The 25399-nt window shown below is 70.4% G+C and carries 20 protein-coding genes and 7 pseudogenes; 17 read left to right on the forward strand and 10 right to left on the reverse strand.

Annotated features, from left to right (window positions below; translation table 11 throughout):
- Positions 1-368: phosphoketolase family protein (locus tag FCI23_RS45190; RefSeq protein ID WP_456318878.1), on the reverse strand; the 368-nt coding region annotated here is incomplete at its 3' end.
- A 272-nt stretch (positions 369-640) separates the two neighbouring features.
- On the opposite strand from FCI23_RS45190, the gene FCI23_RS45195 reads away from it, so the two are divergent.
- Complete coding sequence (locus tag FCI23_RS45195; RefSeq protein ID WP_246144680.1) at positions 641-988, forward strand: Hsp20/alpha crystallin family protein; 348 nt, start codon at positions 641-643, stop codon at positions 986-988.
- 361 nt (positions 989-1349) lie between these two features.
- Here the strand turns inward: FCI23_RS45195 and FCI23_RS45200 are convergent, their stop codons facing one another.
- Positions 1350-1949: a TetR/AcrR family transcriptional regulator gene (locus FCI23_RS45200; RefSeq protein ID WP_136729862.1), complete on the reverse strand. Its 600-nt coding sequence runs from the start codon at positions 1947-1949 to the stop codon at positions 1350-1352.
- A 102-nt stretch (positions 1950-2051) separates the two neighbouring features.
- Between FCI23_RS45200 and FCI23_RS45205 the strand changes: the two genes are divergently transcribed.
- The gene (locus tag FCI23_RS45205) at positions 2052-3215 is read left to right on the forward strand and encodes an epoxide hydrolase family protein (protein WP_136729863.1); all 1164 of its coding nucleotides are present in this window, start codon (positions 2052-2054) and stop codon (positions 3213-3215) included.
- A 24-nt stretch (positions 3216-3239) separates the two neighbouring features.
- Here FCI23_RS45205 and FCI23_RS64275 read toward each other — a convergent pair.
- Positions 3240-3794, reverse strand: a pseudogene (locus FCI23_RS64275) (universal stress protein); the annotation flags it as partial.
- Here FCI23_RS64275 and FCI23_RS45215 point away from each other — a divergent pair.
- The 8 genes and pseudogenes from FCI23_RS45215 to FCI23_RS45260 all read left to right on the forward strand — a co-directional run bounded on the left by FCI23_RS45215 (position 3762) and on the right by FCI23_RS45260 (position 12271).
- A complete protein-coding gene (locus FCI23_RS45215) occupies positions 3762-4166 on the forward strand; it encodes an STAS domain-containing protein (RefSeq protein ID WP_246144681.1) in 405 nt (134 codons plus the stop codon). The pseudogene FCI23_RS64275 and the gene FCI23_RS45215 sit on opposite strands and share 33 nt — an antisense overlap.
- 922 nt (positions 4167-5088) lie before the next feature.
- Positions 5089-5457, forward strand: a pseudogene (locus FCI23_RS45220) (amino acid permease); the annotation flags it as partial.
- A 31-nt stretch (positions 5458-5488) separates the two neighbouring features.
- Positions 5489-5941: an amino acid kinase family protein gene (locus FCI23_RS45225; RefSeq protein ID WP_407646127.1), complete on the forward strand. Its 453-nt coding sequence runs from the start codon at positions 5489-5491 to the stop codon at positions 5939-5941.
- A 567-nt stretch (positions 5942-6508) separates the two neighbouring features.
- Positions 6509-9205 (forward strand): bifunctional acetate--CoA ligase family protein/GNAT family N-acetyltransferase, encoded by a 2697-nt coding sequence (locus FCI23_RS45230; protein WP_136729866.1) that lies wholly within the window; start codon positions 6509-6511, stop codon positions 9203-9205.
- 20 nt (positions 9206-9225) lie between these two features.
- Positions 9226-9945, forward strand: coding sequence for a CBS domain-containing protein (locus FCI23_RS45235; protein WP_136729867.1), 720 nt, complete (start codon positions 9226-9228; stop codon positions 9943-9945).
- A gap of 429 nt (positions 9946-10374) precedes the next feature.
- Positions 10375-10902 carry a flavodoxin domain-containing protein gene (locus FCI23_RS45250; protein ID WP_136729868.1) on the forward strand — a complete coding sequence of 176 codons (528 nt, stop codon included), beginning with the start codon at positions 10375-10377 and terminating at the stop codon, positions 10900-10902.
- Positions 10903-11033: 131 nt separating this feature from the next.
- Positions 11034-11492: a Crp/Fnr family transcriptional regulator gene (locus FCI23_RS45255; RefSeq protein ID WP_136729869.1), complete on the forward strand. Its 459-nt coding sequence runs from the start codon at positions 11034-11036 to the stop codon at positions 11490-11492.
- 92 nt (positions 11493-11584) lie between these two features.
- Positions 11585-12271, forward strand: a complete 687-nt coding sequence (locus FCI23_RS45260) for a CBS domain-containing protein (protein ID WP_136729870.1) — start codon at positions 11585-11587, stop codon at positions 12269-12271.
- A 78-nt stretch (positions 12272-12349) separates the two neighbouring features.
- Here the strand turns inward: FCI23_RS45260 and FCI23_RS45265 are convergent, their stop codons facing one another.
- Positions 12350-12655, reverse strand: a complete 306-nt coding sequence (locus FCI23_RS45265) for an Rv1733c family protein (protein WP_322973999.1) — start codon at positions 12653-12655, stop codon at positions 12350-12352.
- A 305-nt stretch (positions 12656-12960) separates the two neighbouring features.
- Here FCI23_RS45265 and FCI23_RS45270 point away from each other — a divergent pair, with 305 nt between their 5' ends.
- Both FCI23_RS45270 and FCI23_RS45275 read left to right on the forward strand, forming a co-directional pair.
- Positions 12961-13671: a response regulator gene (locus tag FCI23_RS45270; protein WP_136729871.1), complete on the forward strand. Its 711-nt coding sequence runs from the start codon at positions 12961-12963 to the stop codon at positions 13669-13671.
- A gap of 93 nt (positions 13672-13764) precedes the next feature.
- A complete protein-coding gene (locus FCI23_RS45275) occupies positions 13765-14745 on the forward strand; it encodes an Acg family FMN-binding oxidoreductase (protein ID WP_136729872.1) in 981 nt (326 codons plus the stop codon).
- A 7-nt stretch (positions 14746-14752) separates the two neighbouring features.
- On the opposite strand, the gene FCI23_RS45280 is transcribed toward FCI23_RS45275, so the two are convergent.
- The 4 genes and pseudogenes from FCI23_RS45280 to FCI23_RS61290 form a co-directional block, all read right to left on the reverse strand.
- On the reverse strand, positions 14753-16477 hold the full coding sequence (locus FCI23_RS45280; protein ID WP_246144682.1) for a sensor histidine kinase: 1725 nt from the start codon (positions 16475-16477) through the stop codon (positions 14753-14755).
- A gap of 171 nt (positions 16478-16648) precedes the next feature.
- A pseudogene (locus FCI23_RS45285) lies at positions 16649-17593 on the reverse strand (Ni/Fe hydrogenase subunit alpha); the annotation flags it as partial.
- Positions 17593-17958: pseudogene (locus tag FCI23_RS61285) on the reverse strand (AAA family ATPase); the annotation flags it as partial. The pseudogenes FCI23_RS45285 and FCI23_RS61285, both read right to left, overlap by 1 nt.
- 59 nt (positions 17959-18017) lie before the next feature.
- Positions 18018-18119: pseudogene (locus tag FCI23_RS61290) on the reverse strand (universal stress protein); the annotation flags it as partial.
- A gap of 418 nt (positions 18120-18537) precedes the next feature.
- On the opposite strand from FCI23_RS61290, the pseudogene FCI23_RS45295 reads away from it, so the two are divergent.
- The 4 genes and pseudogenes from FCI23_RS45295 to FCI23_RS45310 form a co-directional block, all read left to right on the forward strand.
- A pseudogene (locus FCI23_RS45295) lies at positions 18538-18961 on the forward strand (nicotinate phosphoribosyltransferase); the annotation flags it as partial.
- Between the two features lie 51 nt (positions 18962-19012).
- Positions 19013-19303, forward strand: a complete 291-nt coding sequence (locus tag FCI23_RS45300) for a DUF1876 domain-containing protein (RefSeq protein WP_136729874.1) — start codon at positions 19013-19015, stop codon at positions 19301-19303.
- 120 nt (positions 19304-19423) lie between these two features.
- Positions 19424-19636: pseudogene (locus FCI23_RS45305) on the forward strand (DUF1918 domain-containing protein); the annotation flags it as partial.
- A gap of 301 nt (positions 19637-19937) precedes the next feature.
- Positions 19938-20963 carry a 6-phosphofructokinase gene (locus FCI23_RS45310; RefSeq protein WP_136729876.1) on the forward strand — a complete coding sequence of 342 codons (1026 nt, stop codon included), beginning with the start codon at positions 19938-19940 and terminating at the stop codon, positions 20961-20963.
- Positions 20964-20989: 26 nt separating this feature from the next.
- Here the strand turns inward: FCI23_RS45310 and FCI23_RS45315 are convergent, their stop codons facing one another.
- Together FCI23_RS45315 and FCI23_RS45320 are read right to left on the reverse strand one after the other, a co-directional pair.
- On the reverse strand, positions 20990-21889 hold the full coding sequence (locus FCI23_RS45315; protein WP_136729877.1) for a universal stress protein: 900 nt from the start codon (positions 21887-21889) through the stop codon (positions 20990-20992).
- A 371-nt stretch (positions 21890-22260) separates the two neighbouring features.
- Complete coding sequence (locus FCI23_RS45320; RefSeq protein ID WP_246144683.1) at positions 22261-22893, reverse strand: CBS domain-containing protein; 633 nt, start codon at positions 22891-22893, stop codon at positions 22261-22263.
- 806 nt (positions 22894-23699) lie between these two features.
- On the opposite strand from FCI23_RS45320, the gene FCI23_RS45325 reads away from it, so the two are divergent.
- Positions 23700-24605: a universal stress protein gene (locus FCI23_RS45325; protein WP_136729879.1), complete on the forward strand. Its 906-nt coding sequence runs from the start codon at positions 23700-23702 to the stop codon at positions 24603-24605.
- Positions 24606-25399: the final 794 nt, after the last annotated feature.

Consider the following 25399-nt stretch of genomic DNA (forward strand, 5'->3'; position numbering starts at 1 on the left):
CGGGCCATGCCGGCCGCGTCCCGGCTGACGTCGGGGTACGTCTCGGAGTACGTGCCCTCCAGCCAGGAATTGGCCAGCACCGCCGGCCCGCCGTGCCCGGGACCCCAGATGCACAGCGCGTCCTGGCCGCGGGCCTTGATGACCCGGTTGAGATGGGTGTGGACCAGGTTCAACCCGGGTGAGGTGCCCCAGTGACCCAGCAGCCGGGGCTTGACATGCTCCGGGCGCAGCGGCTCGGACAGCAGGGGATTGCCCATGAGGTAGATCTGGCCGACGGCCAGGTAGTTCGCGGCCCGCCAGTGGGCGTCCAGGGCCCACAGCTCCTCTTCGGCAAGGGCGGTCGGTGCCGGTGTCAGGACGTCGCGCATGGCTTCCTCCGAAGCATCGTGGATGTCACACCAGCCTGTGCGCGACCTCCGCGACGCCGATAGGGCCGCACGGGTGGCGGCGCCGGGGCCGTTCGGTCCTTCCCCGCCGCCTACCCGCTCCGCGTGGCGTCAGTGATGCGTGTGATGCAGCGGCCGCGCGTGAACCCCCGGACCGGCCGGCGCACGGCGGGGCTGAACCGCGCCAGGCCTGGCCGCCGCGGCTTCCGGAACTGTTCGACTGGATCGAGTCCGGGTTCCCGACGATGCCGGGAATGCGGTCCGTGCCCGGACTGCACGGGATCCGTATCGAGGAGCGGATTGACGACGGTACATACGCCGTCAGCGCCGAGCTGCCCGGCGTCGACCCCGACAAGGATGTCGAGATCAGCGTCGACGGCGATGTCCTGACCATCCGCGCCGAGCGCAGCGAGAAGTCCGAGAGCAAGACCCACTCGGAGTTCCGCTACGGCTCGCTCGCCCGTTCCGTCCGGCTGCCCGCCGGCGCACGGGCGGAGGAGGCCACTGCCGATTACAAGGACGGGATCCTGACCGTGAAGGTCCCCGTTCCGGAGTCGAAGACCGGGGCGCACACCATCAAGGTGAATCGCGCGGACTCCTGAGCTCCCGGGCCGGCGAGGAAGCCGGAACGGCGCGGCTCCGTCTGTAGGATTCCGGTCCGCGGGCGGGGCCGCTTCGCTGTTCCGGCAGGGGACATCAATGTCAGACATGCCAGGGTTCCCTTCCACGGACCGCTCGTGGCGGCGTCTGCTGCCCGGCCTGGCCGTCCTCGCCGGCTACCGGCGGGCATGGCTGCGGGGTGATCTGCTGGCCGGGGTGACCGTGGCGGCCTATCTGGTCCAACAACTAGAGACCCGTCGACATCGTCGCGATCACACTGTTCTCACCGGATTCTTGGCGGGGTGCGGTGACGATGTCGTGTCCGGAGCAGGACGATCCGCGGCTCCGCTCGAGTGCTGCGGGTCAGGGCTGGTCGCCCACGAGAGCGACTGCGCGCGTCTCGGGAACTCCCAGCATCAGCAGGCTCGTGATCGTCGCTGCTCGGGCGCCGAGGGTCCCGTTCGACAGGTCGCTGTCCGCGATGGCGAACACGACGCCGTAGGCAACCTGGCTCAGAATGCCCGCCGGCAGGTGCTGTGCGAACACGTCGCTGTCCTGGCCCCGTTTCACGAGGTCGGCGAGGAGCTCATCGACTGGCCCGAGCAGGCCGTGGATCGCCTCGCCGTACTCGCCACGGCGCAGCGCCAACAGCACTCGGTACCGGTGCGCCACCGGCCAGACGCGGGCGATGAATTCGACCCACGTCGCGTCCGCTTCTGCGTCGGAGGCGTTGACTTCGGTGAGCACGGCTGTCACCTCGGTGACGGCCCGTTCCGTGAGTGTCCGAACCAGGTCGAGGCGCGAGGGGAAATGGCCATAGACCGTGCGACGGACGACGCCGGCAGCGGAGGCGATGTCGCCCATTCCGGCGTCGGGGTTCTCTCCCAGCACATCGAGGGCGACGTCGAGGATGCGATCGCGTGTCTCGTTCATCGAGCGCACACGGGAGGACTCGGTGGGCACGACACCATTATTGCACACCAGTGCGCAATGAAGTAGACTGCACACCAGTGTGCAACGGAGAGTTGCGCTGTGCTTCGAAGCTCAGGAGAAGAGAAGAAGGCAATGACCGCACCGACGCCGCCGACCTCGACCCTCGTCCGCCCGTTCACCGTCTCGATCTCGGATTCGGAGATCGACGACGTGAAGCACCGACTGGCCAGAACTCGATGGCCGGATCCGGAAACGGTGGGCGACTGGTCGCAAGGGGTTCGCGTAGGGAACGCCAGATCTCTGGTCGACTACTGGGAGCGCGGCTACGACTGGCGGCGCTTCGAGTCCGAGCTCAATCGCTTCCCCCAATTCCTGACCGAGATTGATGGGCTGGACATCCACTTCATCCACGTCAGGTCCAAGAATCCCAACGCGATGCCGCTGATACTCACGCACGGATGGCCGGGCTCGATCGTCGAGTTCCTGAAGCTGATCGGCCCGCTGACCGATCCGGTTTCGTTCGGAGGAGACGCCGCCGATTCATTCGACGTCGTCGTCCCGTCGCTCCCCGGGTTCGGGTTCTCCCAGAAGCCCACGGAGACCGGGTGGACTGTATCGCGCATCGCAAGCGCGTGGGTGGAGCTGATGAAGCGTCTCGGCTACACGAGATGGGCCGCGCAAGGCGGCGATTGGGGTGCCGTCGTCACCACCGCCCTCGGGGCCATGCAACCTGAGGGGCTTCTCGGAATTCATCTGAACACCCAGTACGCCTTTCCCGCACAGATACCCGACACCTTGTCGCCCGAACAGCGCTACGCCGTGGAGACCCTCGCCCTCTACACCGGCGATCTCGGTGGGTCGAACCACCTTCAGGGCACGAAGCCGGAGACTGTCGGATTCGCCCTGGCGGACTCTCCCGCTGGTCAGGCAGCCTGGATCTACGAGAAGTTCCAGTCCAAGACCGACAACCACGGGCTCGCCGAGGACGTCCTCAGCATGGACGACATGCTCGACGCGATATCCCTCTACTGGTTCACCAACAGCGCAGCGTCGTCCGGCCGCATCTACTGGGAGAACAAATCGTGCACTCTCGCCGGCCCGAAGCTGACGCTTCCGGTCGCGGTGACCGTCTTCCCGAGGGACATCCCACGCCTGCCACGAAGCTGGATCGAAGACACCTACAGCAATCTGATCCACTACGGCGAGGCCGACAAGGGCGGGCACTTCGCGGCCTTGGAACAGCCCGAGATCCTGGTCAGCGAAATCCGCACCGGCCTGCGCACCCTTCGTTCCTGACGCCAACGCGCGAGCTCAGGAGCGTGCGTCGGTCTGGAGTCCGACGATCAGTTCGCGGTCGCGGTCGATGAAGCCCGGCCGGTGCGAGGTGATGGTGGACGGGGTGGCGGTGTCGACATCGAGGATGCCCTTGCGCCGCTCCTCGGCGAAGAGCGCGGAGACCTTGCCCCACACGGCGCGGGTGCGTTCGGCAGGGCCGGTCAGGAAGGCGGCGTCGCCCTTGTAGTAGACCAGGCGTAGCGGGATCCGGTGCCGGGACGCCTCGTCGACGGCCCAGTCCACCGCCTCCAGGCTGGAATCCGAACCGTCGACGCCGACCACCAGGGGAAACTCCACCGTTCCCACCGCCTTTCGCTCGTGAGCATTTGTGTTCCGTACGGGGAACGCCCTCATCCTGCGGCAGGCATCGTGTCCTGTACCGGGGCCGAAGGGCCCGGCCGGGACCGAAAGTCGCCAGGGGGCGTGGGCTGACCGGCCCTTGTACCGGCCCTGCCGCGCGGGCTTTCCTGGATTTCTCGTGGATCCGCGATCACCACGGAGGTACGGGTGCCTGCCACATCTGACGGCCTGACGGCGCATCGCACGGCCGGACGGCCGGCCTGCCGGGACACCGTCGTGGAACTGCACGGGGAGATCGACATCCTGACCGCGCCCTCCGTCACCGCACGCCTGGACGCCCTGACCTCGGCCGGACAGCCCCACCTGGTCGTGGACCTGCGATCGGTGACGTTCATGGACTGCAGCGGGCTCGCCACCCTCTGCCGAGCCCGGCGGCGTGCGCTCAATCTCGGCGGCCGGCTCGGCCTGGTCGTCGATGACCTCCGTCTTTTGCGGCTCCTGCGCCTCACCCGGCTCAGCGAGGCCTTTGAGGTGTACGACAACTTCCCCGGGCTTCCCGTGATGACGGTGACGGAGCCGCCTCCTGGCCTGGATATCGGTGTCCCTGCCTGAGGAGCGGGCGGCGGACCGGCCGCTGTCACCTGGCACCGTACTGACCGTCTGCGGCGATTGAAGGTGCCGACCGCCGGCTTCCGCACCAGTCCGGCTGCGGACCCTCGAGGTATGGGAGGAAACGTTCCGGACGGGGTGCCGGTGCTGGATACGGCCCGTAGCGGTTCTGGACCTGCAGCGTTGTCGAACCGCTCAGCCCGAATCAGCTCACCGCGTCGGCCGCCCGCCGCGAAGCATGAACGCACGTGCGGACACGCCCGGAGTGACACAGTGTCATACGTACCGTTCGGCCTGCCCGCCGAGAGCGTGGGTTCAGAGCGACGTCGCAGGCAGGGCCCGTGATGGTACTTCCCGCTCCGCCACCGCACCCCGGCCCCGGAACCGAATGAGCCGCTCAGACCGGCTGACCGGCACCGCCGCGCCAAGGGAGATCGCAGCCTAGGGCCTGTCCGGCCGATCTCCGTGGGAGAAGGAGCGGGGTCTGGCGCCTGTGATCGCAAGGCGGAGGAGGGAGGCGACGCGATGGGGGTCCCCCCTGCTCGAGCGGAGCCGAGAGCTTGGTGGGGGCACCTCCCGGACGGAGTCTGGGGGAGAGTCGTCGACTGACGACAACGCCGCGAGCGCTGGTGCCAGGGCACGCGACGCCGCGGAGATCGGCCGGACAGGCCCTAGTCCTCTGCTCAAGGGACGTTTCCCGGGCGGGATTTCACTGGCGGCCTCGTGCGGCCGCAGTTGCCCGCCTCGCGGGGAACGCCTGGGCGCCACAGAGTCCGATTCGCGAGGGCCGACCGGCCCCAGCACGGGACCTGTGGCCCCTGCGCAACGGCACACCGCAGGGCTGACGATCCCTTCGGAGCGGACGCCGGCGGCATCACACGCCAGGCCCCGCGCTCACCTTCGTACGTTGAACAGGAGTCCTCTTATGCCCGGAGCAGACAGCCGAGCGGAACAGCCCGGCGAGCGGGAGACAGGCTCGCCCGCGGACCGGCACAAGTCCTTCGGACTGCCGGCGGCCACCGCGCTGGTGGTGGGCAGCATCATCGGTACCGGAGTGTTCGCGCTTCCCTCGGCGCTGGCGCCGTACGGTCCGATCGCCCTGGTGGCGTTCGTCGTGGTCACCGTGGGGGCGCTGGCCCTGGCGGTGACGTTCGGGTCGCTGTCGAAGCGGGTGCCGGGCAGCGGCGGTCCATATGTGTACGCCCGGGAGGCGTTCGGGGAGTTCGCCGGATTCCTCACCGCGTGGTCGTACTGGATCACCGCATGGGCGGGCAACGCCGCCATCGCGGATGCGGCGCGTCGTCCCCTCACCGCGCCCACACAGCGTGCTGGAGGTTCCTGTCGTCCGTGAGCTGCTCGCCGGCGGCACCCTGGTGATCTGCGCCGGCGGCGGCGGTGTGCCCGTTGTCCGCGATCACGCGACCGGCCGCCTGCGCGGCGCGGAAGCCGTGGTCGACAAGGACCTCATCGCCGCGCTGCTGGCCGAACAGCTGGACGCCGACGCGCTGCTGATCCTCACCGACGTCACGCACGTCTTCGCGCACTACGGCAAGCGGCACCCCCGCCCGCTGCTCGATGTCGGCCCCGGTGAACTCCGCGACCTGGACCTGCCCGAGGGATCGATGCGGCCCAAGGCCGAGGCGGCAGCGCAATTCGTGGAGCGCACCGGTGGACTCGCCGGAATCGGGCCGCTCGACAACGCCCTCGGCATCCTGCGCGGCACCACGGGCACCCTGGTCCGGCCCCGTCCCGTCCGCTCGGGCTATCCCGCCGCTTGAGCGCGTGAATGCGTGTTCCGACGGCGACCCCTCTTGTCCCGTTGTCCCGCCCGCTCGTCCGCCCGTGCGCAAGCGGGCGGGGCTGTCGGGACGCGCACTTCGTTGAGGCGGCTTACGGACGAACACCGCCTTCGCGGGGCCACGACATTCGTCCATCCTGGTCGGCGCACTGGATGCCGTCGGTGCGACACGATGCTGTGGCCGCACCCCGCACCCTGCCGCTGGCCTGGACTGGCCAGGAAGGTGCGCCCGACTGCCCTCCCATGCCGACGGCACACGGTACGAGGGGGCCGTTTCATCGCGCGGGGCACCGCGCCGCCTTTCAGGACAAGTACCACCGTGACGGGGGCAGACCTCGCGGCGTGAGCCGCTGCACCCGCGATCCCGACAGGCTGCGCCGCCAGGCCCCCCGTGCCCGGGCAGCAGAGGCGTACGGCTGCCGGTCGGCCCCCGCCGGGCCAGGGACATCGGGGCCGAGCGGCCCCCACCCCGGCCCCGGACAGCCCTCTGCGGGCCGCCGCCGCGAGCGGAGGCTGGAAGCGCAACCCGACGACGAGGAGAGCCGTGATGACCGACACCGTGCGCCACGCATCGCAGACCCACGCGCTGCTGGCCGACGGCAGGACCGTGGAGATCAGGTCGACGCTGCCGGAGGACCACCAGCACGTGCTCGGCCTGTACGAGAAGATGTCGGCGGAGAATCTGCGGCTGCGCTTCTTCGGTACGAGCCGCCTGTCGGGCCGGCAGGCCGCCGACCGACTCTGCGCTCCGCCCAGGCGCGGCCATCACGCGCTGGCGGCGTTCCTTGACGGTCAGGTCGTCGGCGTCGCCGAGTACGAGACCGGCACCGACCCCGCCTCGGCGGAGATCGCCCTGGCGGTCGCCGACGACCTCCACCACCGCGGCGTGGGCACCCTGCTGCTGGAACACCTGGTGCACGCCGCCCGGCGGGAGGGCATCACCACCTTCACCGCCGACGCACTCGCCGACAACCACCTCGTTCTGAAGGTCTTCGGCGACCTCGGCCTCCGCATCGCCCGCTGCTTCGACGGCACCGAAGTGCGCTGCACCATCCGGCTCGACTCGGACGAGCGCTACCTGACAGCGGTCGACGAACGCGGCCGTACCGCCGACACCGCGAGCCTTCGTCCGCTGCTGCGTCCGGATTCCATCGCTGTGGTCGGCGCCGGCCGGAAGCCGGGGTCGGTGGGCCGGGCGGTCCTGAAGAACATCCGCCGGGCCGGCTTCCCCGGCCGCCTCTATGCCGTGAACCCACACGCCCACGCCATCGAGCACACCCCCTGCCACCCCTCGGTCACCGCGCTGCCGCACCCGGTCGACCTGGCCGTTATCGCCGTCCCCGCACATGCCGTGCCGGAGACCGCCGAGCAGTGCGGCAAGACCGGCACCCGCGCCCTGGTCGTCCTGACCTCCGGACTCGACGCCGATCAGGCCGCCACGCTGCACACCGCCTGCCGCCGCTACGGCATGCGGCTGGTAGGACCCAACTGCCTGGGCATCGCCAACACCGAGGAAGCCGTCCGCCTGGACGCCACCTTCGCCGCGCACCGCCCCCTGCCGGGCAGCGCCGGGGTCGCCGTACAGTCCGGCGGAGTGGGCATCGCGCTGCTGGGCGAGCTGTCGCGGCTCGGCATCGGCGTGTCCAGCTTCGTGTCGCTCGGCGACAAGTACGACGTCAGCGGCAACGACCTGCTCCAGTGGTGGGAGGGCGACGGCACCACCGACCTGGCCCTGCTGCACCTGGAGTCCTTCGGCAACCCCCGCGCCTTCTCCCGCACCGCCCGCCGCGTCGCCCGCCGGATGCCAGTGCTGACCGTCGACGCGGGCCGCTCGCAGGCAGGACGCCGCGCCGCCGCCTCGCACACCGCAGCCGCCGCGACCCCGACCATGACAAGGCAGGCACTGTTCACCCAGGCCGGCGTCATCGCCACCCGAACCATCGGCGAACTCCTCAACACCGCCGCCCTGCTGCACTCCCAGCCGCTGCCGACCGGAGCGAGGGTCGCCGTGGTGTCGAACGCGGGTGGTGCGGCCGTGCTGGCCGCCGACGCGTGCGCCGAAGTGGGCCTGACCGTGCCCGAACTCCCCGCAGGCCTGGTCACCGAGTTGCTCGGCCTGCTTCCCGAAGGGGCGAGCGCCGCCAACCCTGTGGACACGACCGCCGCTGTGGGAGACGATGCGCTGCGCGCCTGCGTGGACCGGCTCACCGAACACGGCGCCGTGGACGCGGTCCTGGTGGCCTTGGTCCCCACCGCCCTGGCTGCGGCGACCGGCGACGATCCCGTCCGCGCGCTGACCCTCGCCGCACCGGACGACCGCTCGCGCCCGGTCGCCGCGGTCCTGCTCGACCAGGCCGAACGCGTCCGCCTGCTGCACACCCCCGGCGGCGGCTCGGTCCCCGCCTACGCCGACCCACAGGACGTCGCCCGCGCCTTGGCCCACGCCGCCGAGCGCGCCCGCTGGCTCGCCCAGCCACCCGGCACCGTGCCAGAACTGACCGGCATCGACGCACCTGGCGCCCGCGCGCTTGTCGACGCGTTCCTCTGCGAGAACCCGGAAGGCGGCTGGCTCGACCCGCGCCGGTGCGCCGAGCTCCTGGACCGGTACGGCATCCAGCAATCGCCCCAGGTCTGGGCCGAGACCGAGCAGGCCGCCGTCGACGCGGCCGCCCGCCTCGCCGGGCCCGACGGGCGCGTCGTGCTCAAGGCCTACTGGCCCGGCCTGCTGCACAAGAGCGACCAGGCCGCGGTCCTGCTCGACCTGGACGGCGAAACCCAGGTCCGGGAGGCGTACCGCGACCTCGCCGCCCGTTTCGGCGGGGTGATGACCGGAGTCCTCGTCCAGCCCCTGGCCGGACGCGGCACCGAGTTGTTCGCCGGGGTCGTCCAGGACGAGGTCTTCGGCCCGCTGGTGCTCTTCGGTCTCGGCGGCACCGCCACCGAGCTCCTCGCCGACCACGCCGCCCGCCTCGCCCCGCTCACCGACCGCGACGTCCACGACCTGATCACCGCCCCCCGCAGCGCCCCGCTGCTGTTCGGCCACCGCGGCGCCGGCCCCGTCGACCTGGAAGGCCTGGAACAACTCCTGCTCCGGCTGTCTCGGATGGCGAGCGACCTGCCGCAGCTCGCCGAGGCCGACCTCAACCCGGTCCTCGCCCGTCCCGACGGCATCACCGCCCTCGACGCCCGCATCCGCCTGCTGCCCCGCGGCCCGCACAACCCGTACCTGCGCCGTCTGCGCTGAACCTCAAGGAGGAGGACACCATGAAGCACCAGATGACCGGCACCGTGATGACCAGCGATGTCATCCGGACGGTCGCCGACACACCGTTCAAGGATGTCGCCGCACTGCTCGCGCAGCACCACATCAGCGGACTGCCCGTCGTGGACGACGACGACAAGGTCATCGGCGTCATCTCCGAGACCGACCTCCTGCTCCACCACGCCGACCAGGAGAAAGCCGGAGCCGAACGGCGCTTCCACCTGACCCCCGCCGCCCGCCGGACCGCCACCAAGGCCCATGCCCGCACCGCCGGAGAGCTGATGTCCACCCCGGCCATCACCGTCCGCGCCGACGACTCCATCGCCAACGCGGCCCGCACCATGGCCCAGCACCGCGTCGAGCGGCTGCCCGTGCTTGACGAGGAGGACCGGCTGGTCGGCATCGTCACCCGCCGCGACCTGCTCCAGGTCTTCCTCCGCACGGACCCCGACATCCGCACCGAGGTGATCGACGAGATCCTCGTCCGCACCCTGTGGCTCAGCCCGTACGCCATCGGCGTCACCGTCACCGACGGCGTCGTGACGCTTGAGGGCCGGCTGGAGCGCAAGAGCGACGTCTCCATCACCGCACAGATGACCAGCCAGGTCGACGGCGTGGTCGCCGTCGTGAACCACCTCACCTACCGCTTCGACGACGCCGACCTGCGCCCCGCCGAACCGGCGGTGCACGGCGTCGCCGACAGCTGGCTCCGCAAGCTCTGAGCACCGCTTCAAGACCCCTGAGAAAAGGACGGACACCATGATGTACGGCTATGGCTACGGCAACGGAATGGGAGGCTGGGGTTACGCCCTGATGACCCTCGGCATGCTCGGCTTCTGGGCACTGGTGGCCATCGCCGCCTTCACCCTGCTGCGCCACCGCCCGGCGGCCGGCGGCCACGCCATGGCACCGTCGGCGCAGCAGCTGCTCGCCGAGCGGTTCGCCCGCGGCGAGATCGACGATGACGAGTACTACCGGCGGGGGGGCGGGGGGGGGGCCGGCCGGGCCCCCCGGGGGGGGCCCCCCCGGGGGGTAGCCCCAAGGCCCCCCCGCCCGGGGCGGGCCGCCCCCCCCCCCCCCCCCCGCCGGGGGCCCCCCCCCCCCCCCCCCCCCCCCCCCGCCGGTAGCAGGACAGGAAGAGGTGATCCGCCATGGCCGCACAGCGCGTGCTGGTCGCCTACGGCACGAAGAACGGATCCACGGCCGAGATCGCCGAGTGGATCGGCGAGGAGCTGCGTGAGCAGCACATCGAGGTGGACGTCCGGCCCGCCGCCGACGTCCACGGCCTCGGCCTCGGCCCGTACGACGCGGTAGTACTCGGCGCGGGACTGTACGCGGGTCGGTGGCAGCGCGACGCGGTCCGCTTCGCCCGCCGCCACCGCCAGGCGCTGACCAGGTGCCCCGTATGGCTGTTCAGCAGCGGCCCGCTCGACCCGTCGGCCACCGAGCGCGACCTCCCGGCCGCCCCCTCCGTGGCCCGGATCGTCACCCGGCTTGACGCCCGGGGCCACGCCACCTTCGGCGGACGGCTGGCCGAGGGCGCCCAGGGCTTCGTCGCCCGCCAAATCCTCAAGCAGGGCAAGGGCGACGACTTCCGCGACTGCGAGCAGATCCGCACCTGGGCCCATGGCATCGCGGCCCGCCTCGTCGGCACAACTGAGCAGGGCCTGCCGCAGTGAGCCCGGCCCGCGCGTCCGGCCGCCCCCGCAGGGGGCCGACCGGACGGGCATCGGGACCGGTCGGCCCCCTGCGGGGGCGACAGAGCAGACAGACGATGGTTGTAGAGCATTCGGGACGGAGGACCGTGATCATGACCACCACGACGAGCTTGCTTGACGTGCTGCCATCGGAAGGCCGCGAGCGCCTGCTGGCTCTCGCCCGAGAGGTGTCCTTTCCGGCAGGCACCCGCATCTTCGAGGAGCACAACAGGGCCGACCGGTTCTGGATCATCCAGAGCGGCTCGGTCGACCTGGACCTGCACGTCCCCGGCCGCCGCGCGGCTGTCGTCGGAAACCTCGGCCCCGGGGATCTGCTCGGCTGGTCGTGGCTGTTCCCGCCGTACTCCTGGCACCTGGGCGCCGAGGTCCACAGTCCGGTACGGGCGCTGGAGTTCGACGCCACGGTGGTACGGGCACTCTGCGAAGCCGACCCCGTTATGGGGCGGGCGATCTTCCGCACTGTCGCCGAGATAGTCGCGCACCGGCTGCAGGGAGCCCGCACCCGGCTGCTCGATCTGTACGGGCCGCAAGGCAGCGGGCCCAAGCGATGACCGCTGCCGTACTGGTGGCGCGACCGCCCCACGAAACCGCCGGGCCGGCCCCCCATCACCCGACAGCCGACCACTCCCGAGGAGGGAATCCCATGCACGGCACCCCGCACATCGTGAGCGACGTGATGACCCGGACCGTGGTCTCCGTCGGCCGCGATGCCCCGTTCAAGGAGATCGTCCAGACCATGCAGCAGTGGAAGGCCAGCGCCCTCCCCGTCCTGGAAGGCGAGGGCCGCGTCATCGGCGTGGTCTCCGAGGCCGATCTGCTGCCCAAGGAGGAGTACCGCGACAGCGACCCCTCCCGCTTCGAACAGCTGCGCCGCCTGGACGACCTGGCCAAGGCGGGAGCCGTCACCGCCGGGCAGCTGATGACGACCCCGGCCGTCTCCATCCACGCCGACGCCACCCTCGCCCAGGCCGCCCGCGCGATGGCGACCAAGCGCGTCAAGCGACTGCCCGTCATCGACGCCCAGGCGATGCTGGTCGGCATCGTCAGCCGCAGCGACCTGCTCAAGGTCTTCCTGCGGCCGGACGAGGACCTCGCCGAGGAGATACGCCGAGAGGTGGTCGAATACCTCTTCCCCGGCGAGCCGTCGCCCGTCCGGGTCCGGGTGGCGGAGGGCGTGGTCACGCTGTCCGGCCCGATCCGCGATACCTCGCTGGTCCCGGTGGCGGCCCGGCTGGCACGCGCGGTCGAGGGCGTCGTCGACGTCGAGTGCGAACTCACCGGCCCGGCACCGGAGCGTATGGGGCCGCCTGTCGTGGGCCCGATGTTCTGAACCGGCGTTCAGCAGGCGCCGGGCACCTCCTCGGAGGAGGTGCCCGGCGCCTTTCAGTACGCATACGCGGCAGAGTGACTACGCCCTCCGGTGGCCCCACTGCGGGCCGACCAGGGCCCACTCGTTCTCCCATTCCGCGTCACGGCGCCGGTCCAACCACACCCGTACGGCCCACCGGCCGCCCAGCACCAGCAGACACCTTCCGCCCGCGGCGAACGTACCGAACACGATCCCCGTTGCCATGAGCTGGCCGGGGGTGGCCAGGTCGTTCTTGAGCGCTCCTTGCCGGTCGAGCCAGACGGTGGTCCGGCTGCCGGCCTCGCTGCCAGGCTCGACCAGGCCCTTGCCGGTGGCGGAGGAACCGTCGGAGACGGTCCAGCGCACTGTCGCGCGGACCCAGCCGTTGCAGCGAGGACCACCCAGGCCTCCGCCCAGTCCGAGCGTCGCTTGAGCGGATTGCGCCGCCAGCGCCAGAGCTCATCACGCACCCTTCGGATTCGGATGCACTGACCATCGCACGCCCGCCAGATACCGGAAGAGGGCCGAGCAGGTCTCCGCCGGGGGGACATCCGGATCTGTCGTGGTGCCGAATGGGACCGTTCGGCCCTGGTGCGGACCCAGCCGGACAGTCCACGATCGAATCGAGGACCGGTTGAGACACCTACGACACCGCGGAGGACCTAACCAACATGGCCGAGGCACGGGAATTCTCACCGCAGGCACCGATCAGGGTGTTCCTCCTCGACGATCATGAGGTCGTCCGGCGCGGAGTGCGCGACCTGCTAGACGCCGAGCCCGACATCGAGGTCGTCGGCGAGGCGGGGACGACCGACCACGCTCTGGCCCGGGGCCCGGCACTGCGGCCGGACGTCGCCGTCCTGGACGTACGACTGCCGGACGGTGACGGGATCACCGTCTGCCGTGAGCTGCGCTCGCGCATGCCGGAGCTGGCGTGCCTGATGCTCACCTCGTTCGACGACGATGACGCGCTGCTGGACGCGATCATGGCCGGCGCGGCGGGTTACGTCCTGAAGCAGATCAAGGGCTCCGACCTCGTGGCCGCCGTACGCACCGTCGCCTCCGGGCAGTCGATGCTCGACCCGGCCACCACCAGCCGGCTGATGAGCAGCCTGCGCGGCAGCGACACCCCGGCCGAGCCCCAGGACGAGGCGCTGGCCGGGCTCTCCCCGCGCGAACGCGAAATCCTCGGCCTGATCGGCGAAGGGCTGACCAACCGGCAGATCGGCCAGCGGCTCTTCCTCTCCGAAAAGACGGTCAAGAACCACATCTCCCGGCTCCTCGCCAAACTCGGCGTCGAACGCCGCGTCCAAGCGGCCGTCCTGGCCTCCCAGTCCGCCCCGCAGGCATCGCAGCCCGCCTCCGACCACCGTCCCCACTAATCCACCCCGACCGGTCCAGGGCAGAGGACACATGGCCCCTCCGCGGCTGCCCCTCGGCACGGAAACCTGAAGCCAGACCGGGAGGAGAACACCATGGCACTCACGGCCCTCGACGCGGCGACCCTGGAGAAGCTCATCTCCGCCGCGGTCGCCGCGCCCTCGATCCACAACACCCAGCCCTGGCGCTTCCGCCTGGACCCCGACACCGCCACCCTGCGGGTGCAGGCCGCCTCCGGACGCGGCCTGCGCGCCACCGACCCCATGGGGCGGGCGCTGCATGTCTCCGTCGGTGCCGCCCTGTTCAACCTCCGGATGGCCGTCGCCCGCTTCGGCTGGGAACCGGTCGTACGGCTACTGCCGTGCCCCGCCGAGCCGGATGTGCTCGCCTCCGTACGACTGGCCGGCCCGGCCCGGAACAACGGGCACCGCCAGGATCTGTACAACGCGATGTGGCTGCGGCGCAGCAGCCGCTTCCCGTTCTCCGCGCACCGCCTGCCACCTCAGCTGCTCTCCGAACTGACCGAGGCCGCGCACACCGAGGGAGCGTCCCTGTCCCTCCCCGGTCCCGACGAGACCACGCGCCTGCTGCACCTCACCGCTGAGGCGGAGAGCCGCAACGCTCACGACCCCGTCCGGTGTGCCGAGAGCCGCGTATGGATCCGCGACGGTTCCCCTGACGGGCTTCCCGGCTCCGCACTGGGCCCGCAGGATGCCACAGAGCGCCTGCCGATGCGCGACTTCACCGGCACCGGTGCCGGGCCGCGCTCGGAGAGCCGGCCTCCGGCCGCCGCCTTCGAGAGCCATCCGCTCATCGCCGTACTCGCCACCGCGCACGACCGGCGCACCGACTGGCTGCGGGCGGGCCAGGCCCTGGAGTACGTCCTGCTCACCGCCACCACGCATTCGGTGCACGCCTCACTGCTCCACCAGGCTCTGGAGTGGCCCGACCTGCGGTGCGCGCTGCCTGACGCCCCCAGCGGCCCGGCCCACGTACAGATGCTGATCCGGCTCGGCTACGGCCCGGCCGGACCAGCCACTCCGCGTCGCCCGGCACGAGAGGTGTACGGCGGTTGACCCCTGGTCACCCGGCGTTCAAGGGCACTCGCCAGACCAGACGGGTGCCCCCGTCGGGCGGTGTGTCGAGCGTGAGTTCGCCGCCCAGTTGCCCGGCCCGTTCAGCGAGATTGCGCAGCCCGCTGCGCCGGCCGCCCTCCGTGACACCCACGCCGTTGTCCGCCACGGTCAGGGTCAATGTGCCGGACCGGACGACGAGCGACACCTCGGCGGCAGTGGCCCGCGCATGCCGCGCGACATTGGCCAGCGCCTCTCCGAGGACCGCGACCACATGCTCCCGGACCGGCCCCGGCACGTCGGTGTCGATGAGCCCTTCCAAGCGCAGCGCCGGGGTGAAACCCAGCACCGGGACGGCCTCTTCGACCGTGCCGGCGACACAGACCCGGAGCCCCTGGACCGCGGGGCCGGTCTCGTGCGACTGCAGGCCGAAGATCGTCGAGCGGATGATCTTGATGGTCTCGTCCAGGTCATCAACCGCCCGCAACAGCCGCTCGTTCGCCTCCGGATGCTGGACGAAACGCACGGCACTCTGCAGCGTCATCCCGGTGGCGAACAGCCGCTGGATCGCCAGGTCGTGCAGATCCCGGGCGATCCGGTCCCGGTCCTCCAGCAGGGCGATCTGCTCGGTGGCCCTGCGCCGCTCGGCCAGCTCCATCGCCAGCGCCGCCTGCCCCGCAAACCCGAGCAATGGCGCCGACTCGGCCTGCGTGAAGACGGCCGCCCCCTCGGCCCGGGCCAGCACCAGCACGCCCCGGACCCCGCCACCGGTGACCATCGGCACCGCCAGAGCCGGGCCCAGCGCCGCCCAGCGCGGCGGCCCGGCAGTCGCCCGGGAGTCCTTCCCGATCGCACTGCTGGTAATCAGCTCCCCTGCCGCCATGGCAGCCCCCGCGAACGAGCCCTCACTGGGCAGCACCAGCCCGCGGTGCGCCTCGGCGTCGATACCCGAGGCCAGGGCCACCTGAAGATCACCCGATCCCTGCACCGGCACCGCGAGGACCCCCAGATCCGCCGCGAGAATGCCGCGCGCCCGGTCCACGATCAGCTCCAGGACCTGCGTCTCTTCCGTCCCGGACAACAGACTGCCGGTGATCTCCGCGTTCGCCTCCAGCCAGCGCTGCCGGGAGCGGGCCTCCTCGTACAGCCGGGCGTTCTCGATGGCCACACCCGCCGCCACCGCGAGGGTGGACAGCACCGTCTCGTCCTCGCCGTCAAACCCCTCGCTGCCGCGCTTCTCCGTCAGATAGATGTTGCCGAACACCTCGTCGCGCACCCGGATCGGCACCCCGAGGAAGGAGTGCATCGGCGGGTGGTTCGCGGGGAAGCCGTACGACGCCGGATGCTCCGACAGCTCCTCCAGCCGCAGCGGCTCCGGGTGCCGGATCAACTCCCCCAGGATCCCGTGCCCGGAGGGCAGCGGTCCGATCGCCGCTATCTGCTCCTCCGCCACTCCGACCGTCAGGAACTGCGACAGCCGCTCCGCCTGCTCCTCGTCGATCACCCCTAGCGCCCCGTACTCGGCATCCACCAACACCACGGCCGCCTCGACGATCCGTCGCAGCACCTGCGGGAGATCCAGCTCCCGGCCGACCGACAGCACCGCCTCCAGCAGGCTGTGCACCCGGTCCCGGGTACCGCGCACCGCATTGATCCGGACCTGCAGTTCTTCCAGCAGCTCATCCAGCCGCAGCCGGGGCAGCTGCTCGCTGCCCTTCACCCATTCCTCGCCCACCGGGCTCCTCCGTCAGGCTCGAATCCACAGACCGTGCGCGGCCCACGCCCACACCGTAGCCGTCGACCGGGCCGCAACAGGAGCTGCGAGGCTGCTTAGCTATCCCCGGGCTACGCATCACGATCACCGAGGCGGAGTGCTCACGGCGCCTTATGACGGCGGCGGGGCCCTTCAGGAGCGGTCGACGGTCAGTTCGAGGAAGTGGGTGGAGCAGGAGATGCAGGGGTCGTGGTTGCGGATGGCCCGTTCGCACAGGGCGGTCAGTTCGGCATCGCCGGGGTCGCCGTCGTCCATCGCGGCCTGTACGAGGCGGCGCAGGTCCTCCTCGATCGCCCCCTGGTTCTGGGCGGTGGGCGGGACGAGGCGGGCGTCGCTCACCGTGCCGTCGGCGGCGAGCGTGTGGTAGAGCAGGCCACGCGGTGCCTCGGTGGCGCCGTGTCCGGTGCCGGCGTGGGGCGGCACCTCGACGGACGGGCGGGGCGGCGGCTCGTAGGCGTCGATGATCCGCATGGCCTCGTCGATCGCGTACACCACCTCCACCGCCCGGACGACGATGCTGCGGTACGGATTGCGGCACACCGGGCCGAGCCCGGCTTCGCGGGCGGCCTGACGGGCCGCCGGGGACAGCCACTGAACGTTGATCGCGTAGCGGGCCAGGGACCCGGTCAGATGACGGCGCCCGTCGAGTTCCGCCTGCAGCGCGGTGGAGTGCGGAACCTGCCGTTCGACGACGTGCTCGCCGAAGTCGCCTACAGGGAAGGCACGTTGCGGCCCACCGTCGCCTGGCAGCACAGTCGGCGTGCCCGAGGCGATCGCGTAACGGCCGGGTTCGGCCAGGGCGAGGAAGTCCTCGTCGCAATGAGCGTCGGGGAAGTCGAATCGGCTGACCCAGCGCACGGTGGCCCACGCATCGTCCATGGCCCGCTTCAACCGCCCGTGCAACGGCCGGAGTTCATCACGGGTCGGGGCCCGGTGGAAGCCGCCGACGCGGACGTTGACCGGGTGGATGGCCCGGCCGCCCAGCAGCTCCATCAGCGCGTTTCCGGTCTGCTTCAGCCGCAGTCCCCGCTCGACCTCGGCGCGATGGGTGCGGGCGAGGTCGATGGCGCTGACGCGTCGTCGACAGCGGCTCCTTCCCGTACCAGCCGGGACAGGCGACGCTCCGCAGGCATGCGGCGCATCACCACCAGCGGTTCGGGCACGTCGGTGTCCGGGCTCCGGAATTCCCCCAGGCCCAGGTAGACGTCGGGGGCGAAGCGCCGGTTGAGGGCGACTTCCCGCTCGCACGCGGTCCGCCGAGCCGCCACCGTCGTGTAGTCCAGGAACTTCAGGTCGACCGGTTTCTTGAGCTTGTAGGCGCGGTCCCCGACGAAGAACACGACCGCGGTGTGGGTCTCGCAGACCTCTGCGCGCGAAAGCGGCGCGGTGTCGAGGCCGGTGACGGTCCGAGGTACGGAGGTGTCGGTTCGGAGCGTGGGCATCGTCTGCCTCCCTGCGGCGGGTCGGCTCAGTCATGGGGTATGACGGCGAGGGGGGCAGGCCGCGTGGTGAGCCCCCGCCGGTCAGCTTCACCGGCGCCCCAGCGGGCGGCAGCCATGCTCTCGGGTGAACCCTCCAGGCCTACGGTGACCACTGACTCCATGGCGGCTGCCTCCGTCTCGACAGAAGGTGGATGCAGGGGGAACAACTCCGCTCGCCTTTCCAGCGTGCCGCCGTCCCGTATGAGGGCGACAGGGACCGTTGGTCCCCCGGCGGTTGCTTTTGGGGCCCTACGAGCGGGGGTGCCCGATCGACAGGAGCTTTCTGTGTCGTTATACCCAAGGAGAACCACTTACATTGACAAATACCCCAAATCGCCCCTCGGTTCATGCGGTCCACAATGTGACAGTGCTCGTCGAGGCGCGGAGACTGAGAGTGGATGACTCCTTCCGGCAGGTAGCCAGTGAGCCCGGACGGCCGCCCGCGCGGTGATCGGGCCACGGGGGCTGCGCCGGGTGCTGGAGCGCGGCCGGTGCTCGCAGCGGGAGGCCGAGCGGAGCCCCAGTAGTCCGCGCCGGTCCGCCGTCGCTACCCGCGTCGGGGTCTCGGCCGACGCCCCGTTTCTGGACTCCGCCCACAAGATGGTGGAATTCGATGGCCGGCCGGTGATGAAGCTCTCCTCGGCGAAGGTGACGGCCCCTGGGCAGAAGCAGGTACGCCGATGTGATCGGTCTCAGCGATGAGCGGCCGCCTGACGGGGGCATGCCGTTGCTGGAGACGGTGATGCGGGACGGGCGGCGCACCGGCGAGAAATCCATGCTCGACGAGTGCCGGGAGAGATTCGCCGCCGATCTGGCCGAGCTGCCACCAGCGGCGCGACCGATCCGAGCTCCCGTCGCTCCTCGGGCGGTGGCCTCCGGGCGCCTGACCGCGCTGGCCGACCGGGTCCGGCGCCGCATCGAGGAGAAGGCCCTGGCTCCCCGCCGTGGGGCTGCGGAGCCGTGAGCAGACCACATCCGGATCGCACAGGTCCGTGCCGAGGTGAGGAGGAAAGTGATGCCGCACACCGTGGAGTGGAAGGTTCGCCTCTACCTTTTCGAGGACGAGGGAACGACGAAGGCACGCGTGGTGGTGGATACCGGAGCCACCGCGCTCACCGGCCGCGGGGTCGCGCACCGCAACCCCGCGGACACGGATGTGCCGGAGATCGGTGACGAGCTGGCGGCGGGCAGGGCCATGCGCGACCTCGGCCAGCAACTGGTGGACGCCGCTCAGCACGACGTCGAGGGAACGGGCGCGCCCGCGACCGGACCGGGCACCCGCCCGGAGACTGGGTGGCCCATGTGACCGACGATGGCGGAGCAGCCTGGACGAATCCGTGCGGCGGGTACGGCTTGTCGTCTCATGCGGCAGGCACGCCGTGCGTGGCACATTGGGGTCAGACGTTTTCGAGGAACGGTGATGATCATGCGAGCTCACCTCGGCGATCAACTCGTCGTCGAAAGTCCGACCACCGGCGCTGCCAGGCGCGACGGCGAGATCGTCGGACTCCACCATGAGGACGGAACACCTCCCTACGACGTGCGCTGGTCCGATACGGACCACGTGACGCTCGTGTACCCCGGGCCCGACGCGCATGTCCATCACTTCGAGCGCGGGCCCGAGAACCTCACCAGCACCCCCGGCCGGGCACGGACGAGGTAGGCGAGGAGGCGGCTGCCTCGAAGGAGACCTACGACACGAGCGCGAGGCTGACCCGGCACGTCCCGGCGGAAGGGCTCAGAGTTAGCGGGCACGGCGCCGGGTGGCACGAAGCAGTGGATACGTCCCGGTGACCCGGTAACGGCTGCTCGACACCGGCTGAGTGGGCACTGCCGATCGCATGGGTGGAGGCTGGAGACAGGGCGACATCGTCCCTGCGGTCACCTGCGATGCTCTCGCGGCGGCGGCGGCCGCGCGGGCAGGCAGGAAGGAGAAGCCCATGAGGGTAGGTGTGCTGACCGGCGGCGGTGACTGCCCCGGGCTCAATGCCGTGATCCGCAGCGTGGTGCGCAAGGGCGTCCAGGAGTACGGGTACGAATTCATCGGCTTGCGAGACGGCTGGCTCGGCGCGATCGAGGACAGGGTCGTCCCGCTGGACATCCCTGCCGTACGCGGAATCCTTCCCCGAGGAGGGACCATCCTCGGCTCCTCCCGTACCAACCCGCTCAAGAAGGAGGACGGGGAAGGCCGGGTGCGGGACACTCTCACCGCACACGCCATCGACGCGCTCATCGTGATCGGCGGCGAGGACACGCTCGGCGTCGCGACCGAGCTGAGCCGCCGGGGGATCAAAGTGGTAGGCGTGCCGAAGACCATCGACAATGACGTGTCAGGGACCGACTACACCTTCGGCTTCGACACCGCCGTCGGCATTGCCACCGAGGCGATCGACAGGCTGCACACCACCGCCGAGTCGCATATGCGCGCCCTGGTGGTCGAGGTGATGGGGCGGCACGCCGGCTGGATCGCCCTGCACGCGGGCATCGCGGGCGGCGCGAACGCGATCCTCATTCCGGAGCGGCCGTTCGACATCGGGCAGGTCTGCGGCTGGGTGGAGAGCCGATTCAAGATCAACTATGCGCCGATCGTCGTCGTGGCGGAGGGGGCGGTGCCCAAGGAAGGCCAGATGGTCCTCAAGGACCGGACGGTCGACGAGTTCGGGCACGTACGGTTGTCCGGCATCGGCGAATGGGTGGCCCGGGAGATCACCGATCGCACCGGGGAGGATGCCCGCACCACAGTCCTGGGCCACGTCCAGCGGGGCGGCACGCCGAGCCCGTACGACCGGTGGCTTGCGACGCGCTTCGGCTTGCACGCGGTCGACGCGGTCAGGGACGGGGCCTTCGGCATGATGGTGGCCGTACGCGGTACGGACATCGTCCGCGTTCCCCTGGCCGATGCCACGGCCAAGGTCAAGAGGGTCGATCCCTCGCTCTACGACGAGTTCGAGGTCTTCTTCGGCTGACCGGCCGGGCCCCATTCCAGTCGCGGTCAGCCGGCGTGCGGCACGATCGCCACCGGACAACGAGCGTGGTGCAGCACCGCGTGGGCGACCGGCCCGAGCCGCCCCTCGGGCGCCCGTGGCTCAGTGCGCCGCCCGATGACCAGCAGGTCAGCACCCGAGGACGCGGTCACCAGCGCCATCGCCGGATGGAGCAGCCGGACATCGGGCTGGACGGCGACCCCGGGGTATTTCTCCCGCCACTCCCGCAGGGCGTCGGACAGCAACACAACCTCCTGGTCCTCCCAGGTGGCGCGGTCCTCCTCGGTGACATCCAGCATCAACGGGGACACCGAGGCGGCGGGAAGGGTCCACGCGTGCACCACCCGCAGGAGGGCGTAGTGCCGCCGGGCGGCAGCGAAGGCGAAGTCCGCTGTCCCGTCCACCGGCTCGTGCGCGTCAAGACCCGTCACTACGCGCGCCGAGCCACCCGCCACCGGGGCCGCCTCCTCGTCACCGGCATTGGCATCGGCCGGCTGCTCCGGGACCACCACCACGGGACAGGCGGCGGCCGCCGCGGCACGCAGCGCCACCGACCCCATCACGAGGCCGTCGAAACCGCCCGTGCCCCGGGCTCCGACGACCAGCAGCCTGGCGTTCGCCGCAGCCGACAGCAGAGTGTCGGCCGGACGCCCGGACACCTGCTCGCCTCGTACGACCAGGTCCGGGTACCGCTCACCGAGGTCGGCGACCGCATGCCGGAGTACCTCTTCGCCGACTTGTTGCCACACCTCCGCGGCAGTCACCGGCATGACCGGACCGGGCGCTGACGGTGCGGCGTGCACCAGCCGCAGCGGCGCCCGGCGAAGCGCCGCTTCCCGGGCAGCCCAGTCGGCCGCTGCCAGGCTGCGTGCGGAGCCGTCGATCCCCGCTACCACCGGCAGATTCATCGCGCCTCCTTCGCCTCGCCTGATGGCGCGAACGTGCTGCACGCCCCGAGCCGGTACTTCAACAGTTCCACGGCCGTCCCCATCCGGCCGCCCCTGCCGAGCCGGGCGCGGTTCCAGGCGCCCAGCCGTCGGGCAGCGACGCGGGAGCTACCCGGACATAGGTGCGCGCCCGGCGGGTCGGCGCAGCCAGCGTACGCGGCGCGGCAGCAGCCGGATTGGGGAGGGAGTTCCCGGGAGCCAGTCACCTCGCCAACACCAGACCGCGCGAAAGGCCTCGGGTGTGATTGGCGTCCCATAGGCGCCGGCGAACCGGACCGAGTGCCGCCTCCACGCGGACGACGTGAGCCACCTCCGTGCACCGCCGGCCGGTCTCAGCCGCCGGTGTCGTCGGTGTTATGGCCCAGGCGCTCCGAGACGTCGACCACGCCGTCCACGCCCCGGCACAGGCGCACAGCGACGGGGATGACGCTTCTGTGCTCGACGGTGCCGCTCAGGGTGACGCACCCGTCGGTGACCTCGACGGTGACCGCGGAGGGGGCCAGTCCCAGGGTGCGGGTGAGGACGTCCTCCAGGATTTCCTCCCGGATGGCGTGGTCCCGGCGCAGGAACACGCGCAGCAGGTCGCTGCGGCTGACGAGGCCTATAAGCCGCTCGGCCTCGTCCACCACCGGCAGCCGCTTGACCCGGTGCTTCTCCATCACCCGGGCGGCCTCCACGACCGTCCACTCGGGGCGGGCGACCACAGCCGGGCTGGTCATCAGCCCTTCGGCGGTCGTGGCCTGGGCCTTGGCGTGGTCACCGGGCCGGTCGGACGGGGCGGGCAGCAGGGCCGCCGAGTCCGGCAGACCCGCCTCCTTACGCAGCAGATCGGCCTCGGACACCACTCCCACCGGCCGTTCGTCCTCGTCCACGACGGGAACGGCGGTGATGTCGTACTCGGCGAGCAGATGGGCGATCTCCTTGAAGACGGTGCCGCGTTGCACGTGGACAACTGGTCTGGTCATCAGATCCCCGACGCATCGGTGCTGCTTCATCCCTGGTCCTCTCGCAGGAAGCGGCGGCGGCGAGTTCGCGAAGAGAGTTCTTTTCCGGGGGCCACTTCCACTGTGCGCCTGTCCGGCGGACCGCGCGCGGGGCGGCCCCTTGCCCACCCGATTCGCACATCCTCAAGCGTGATGTGCCGGCCGACATCGCACATCCCACCCCCGACGTCATGGCCCGGTACTCCGTGATTCGCCGTCGGCACACCAGCTGGTATCCGTTCGAGGACAAGGCGATCCCCGCCGATTTCCAGGGCACCCTCATATCCGCCGCGCGTCGGGAGGGAGCACAGCTTCTTATCCCTTCCGACGGACATCGAGCCCGGCGCGGCAGGCGGGCTACCCCCCAAATGCCCGGCGGCCACGCCCCGTACCCACCTGCGGATATTGAGGCGTGGGCCGCTCCCTGGACGTTGGCAGCCGGGACGGTGAGGTCACCGCCGTCCTGCCCGACGGCGACGGCCCGGTCGACCGGGGGCACATGCCTTCCGGGCATGTTCCGGGTGCGGCCCCGTGCGTCCGCCAGCGGCCCCGGACCTGGCGTGCCACGCCTGGCGGGACGGCACGTGCGGTGATGTCCTGGAAGTGACATCGGTCGGCGCGTGGCGCTGTGGCGGGCAACCGGGATGTCCGGAAGGTCCGGTGCGCGGCGGCGCCTGACCTGGAACAGAACCCGCCACAGCATGGACGGTACTCGCGATCGGCGCGTGCGCATCGCCCCCGACGTGCCATCGGACGCCGTAGGCGTCCCCTGAGAGGTGGTGGGAACGATGGAGTTTCCCGTAGTCGTGGGCGTGGACGGATCGGACGCCTCCTTGCAAGCAGTGGACTGGGCGGTGGAGGAGGCGGCGCTCCACAACCGCGTCCTGCGGATCGTCTACGCGTCCCTGTGGGAGCGGTACGAGGGTTTCGCCCGATCGATGGACACGGAGCCCTCGGCGGGCCGGGCGATGGCCGAGAACATCCTCGGGGTGGCCGAGGAGCGGGCCGCCCGGCGCCGTCCCGATGTGAAGGTCTCCCGTGACCTGCTGGCCGAGGAACCGGTCGAAGCCCTGGTCTACGAGGGCCGCAGCGCCTTCGCGCTGGTCGTCGGCTCCCATGGGCGCGGTGAGCTCACGGAAATGCTGCTGGGATCGGTGGGCTTGGGGGTGGCGGGCCACGCTTCCTGCACGCGCGACTCGACGCCTCGCTGTGGAACGGACGACTCATCTCCTACGGGGTTGAAGCCCAGCAGCTGCTCACCCTCGGCTTCGTCCTCGCACAGAACTCGACCAGCCGCGCACTGCACCAGGCCGGCACCCTTCTCCAGCCCACAGGCTGACCCCGCCCTCCATCCAGCGCAACCGCAGCGCCCGCCCCAGTCTCGATCCGGTACTCTGTGGATCGAGCGTCCGGAGCGGGCGTTGCGTTGTGTCACGCGGGGGCCTCCCGCACCCACACACCGCAGCCTCCTGGTCAAGACGCTCATGGCTTCGTCGGGAGACCTGGGCACGCTCTGTTATCGAGTTTCGTGCAAGGTTTCGCACAAGCCCCGCCTCAGTGGGGCTTGCGCGGAAGTCAGTTGCCGCAGGTCAGGGCAGGGACACGTAGAGCCTCCGGAACGCATCGAGGGTGGTCTGGGAACGCTCACCGCATTTGCGCAGGCCAGGTGCCGTCTACGGAGTAGTGCACCTTGAGGCTGCACCAGCTGAGAGCCCGTTACACGGGCAGGCACCCACCCTCAGCGGCGGGCGTCCTCTTCGCGCGTGAGTCATGCCGCGCAGGGAGACCTGAAGGAGCGGCGGACGCCTCGTCTTGCGGATGCATGCCAGGCTTGACGCGCCGCCGGCGCAGTTGGCCAGATCACTTCAGCGAACTGTTGGATTTATTTCCGATTCCTCCGTACGCTCCACAACGGCAGCGTCCCGCTTGATGCTGACAGATCATCAATGCATGAGTTGTCCCATAGTTCCACAACGACGCTATTTGCAGCAATCGGACACCATGAGCGAGTCCTTCTGCGACGACCTTTGGGACAGCCGATCTGGCTGCCGATCACGGCGAGAGTCGCCTCCATGCAACCAATCAGGATATCTTTCATCAAACTTCTCGAACCGCTTTCTTCTCCATGGTTCTTTGCTGCGACTCCCGTGGTGGGAAGATTCACACCCATCTCGGAGAGAAATCCAGACGGAGCTACCCGTTCGCGCCTGTTCGTCGCCCGCAGCGAAAAGGTTGGCGCAATCACCGTAGACGGATTCGGATCTTCGAGCGTTGAATACGCCTGGCGTCCGAATCTCGGAGGTAGAGGATGCGGGGTTCGATGTCTGCCCGCGCGAACTCGGCTTGTTCCTGCGCGGCTACCTAGTGTCTCGTGATCCTGCAGTCGTTACTTTGATCGATGGGGCTCGTTGGTTCTGGCATGGAGCTCTCTGTGGAACAGACCGCTGAGTTGCGGGAGTTGGTGAACAGTCGCGACGTGCCGGCTGTC

The sequence above is a fragment of the Actinacidiphila oryziradicis genome, assembly GCF_005047355.1.
Classification (GTDB): domain Bacteria; phylum Actinomycetota; class Actinomycetes; order Streptomycetales; family Streptomycetaceae; genus Actinacidiphila; species Actinacidiphila oryziradicis.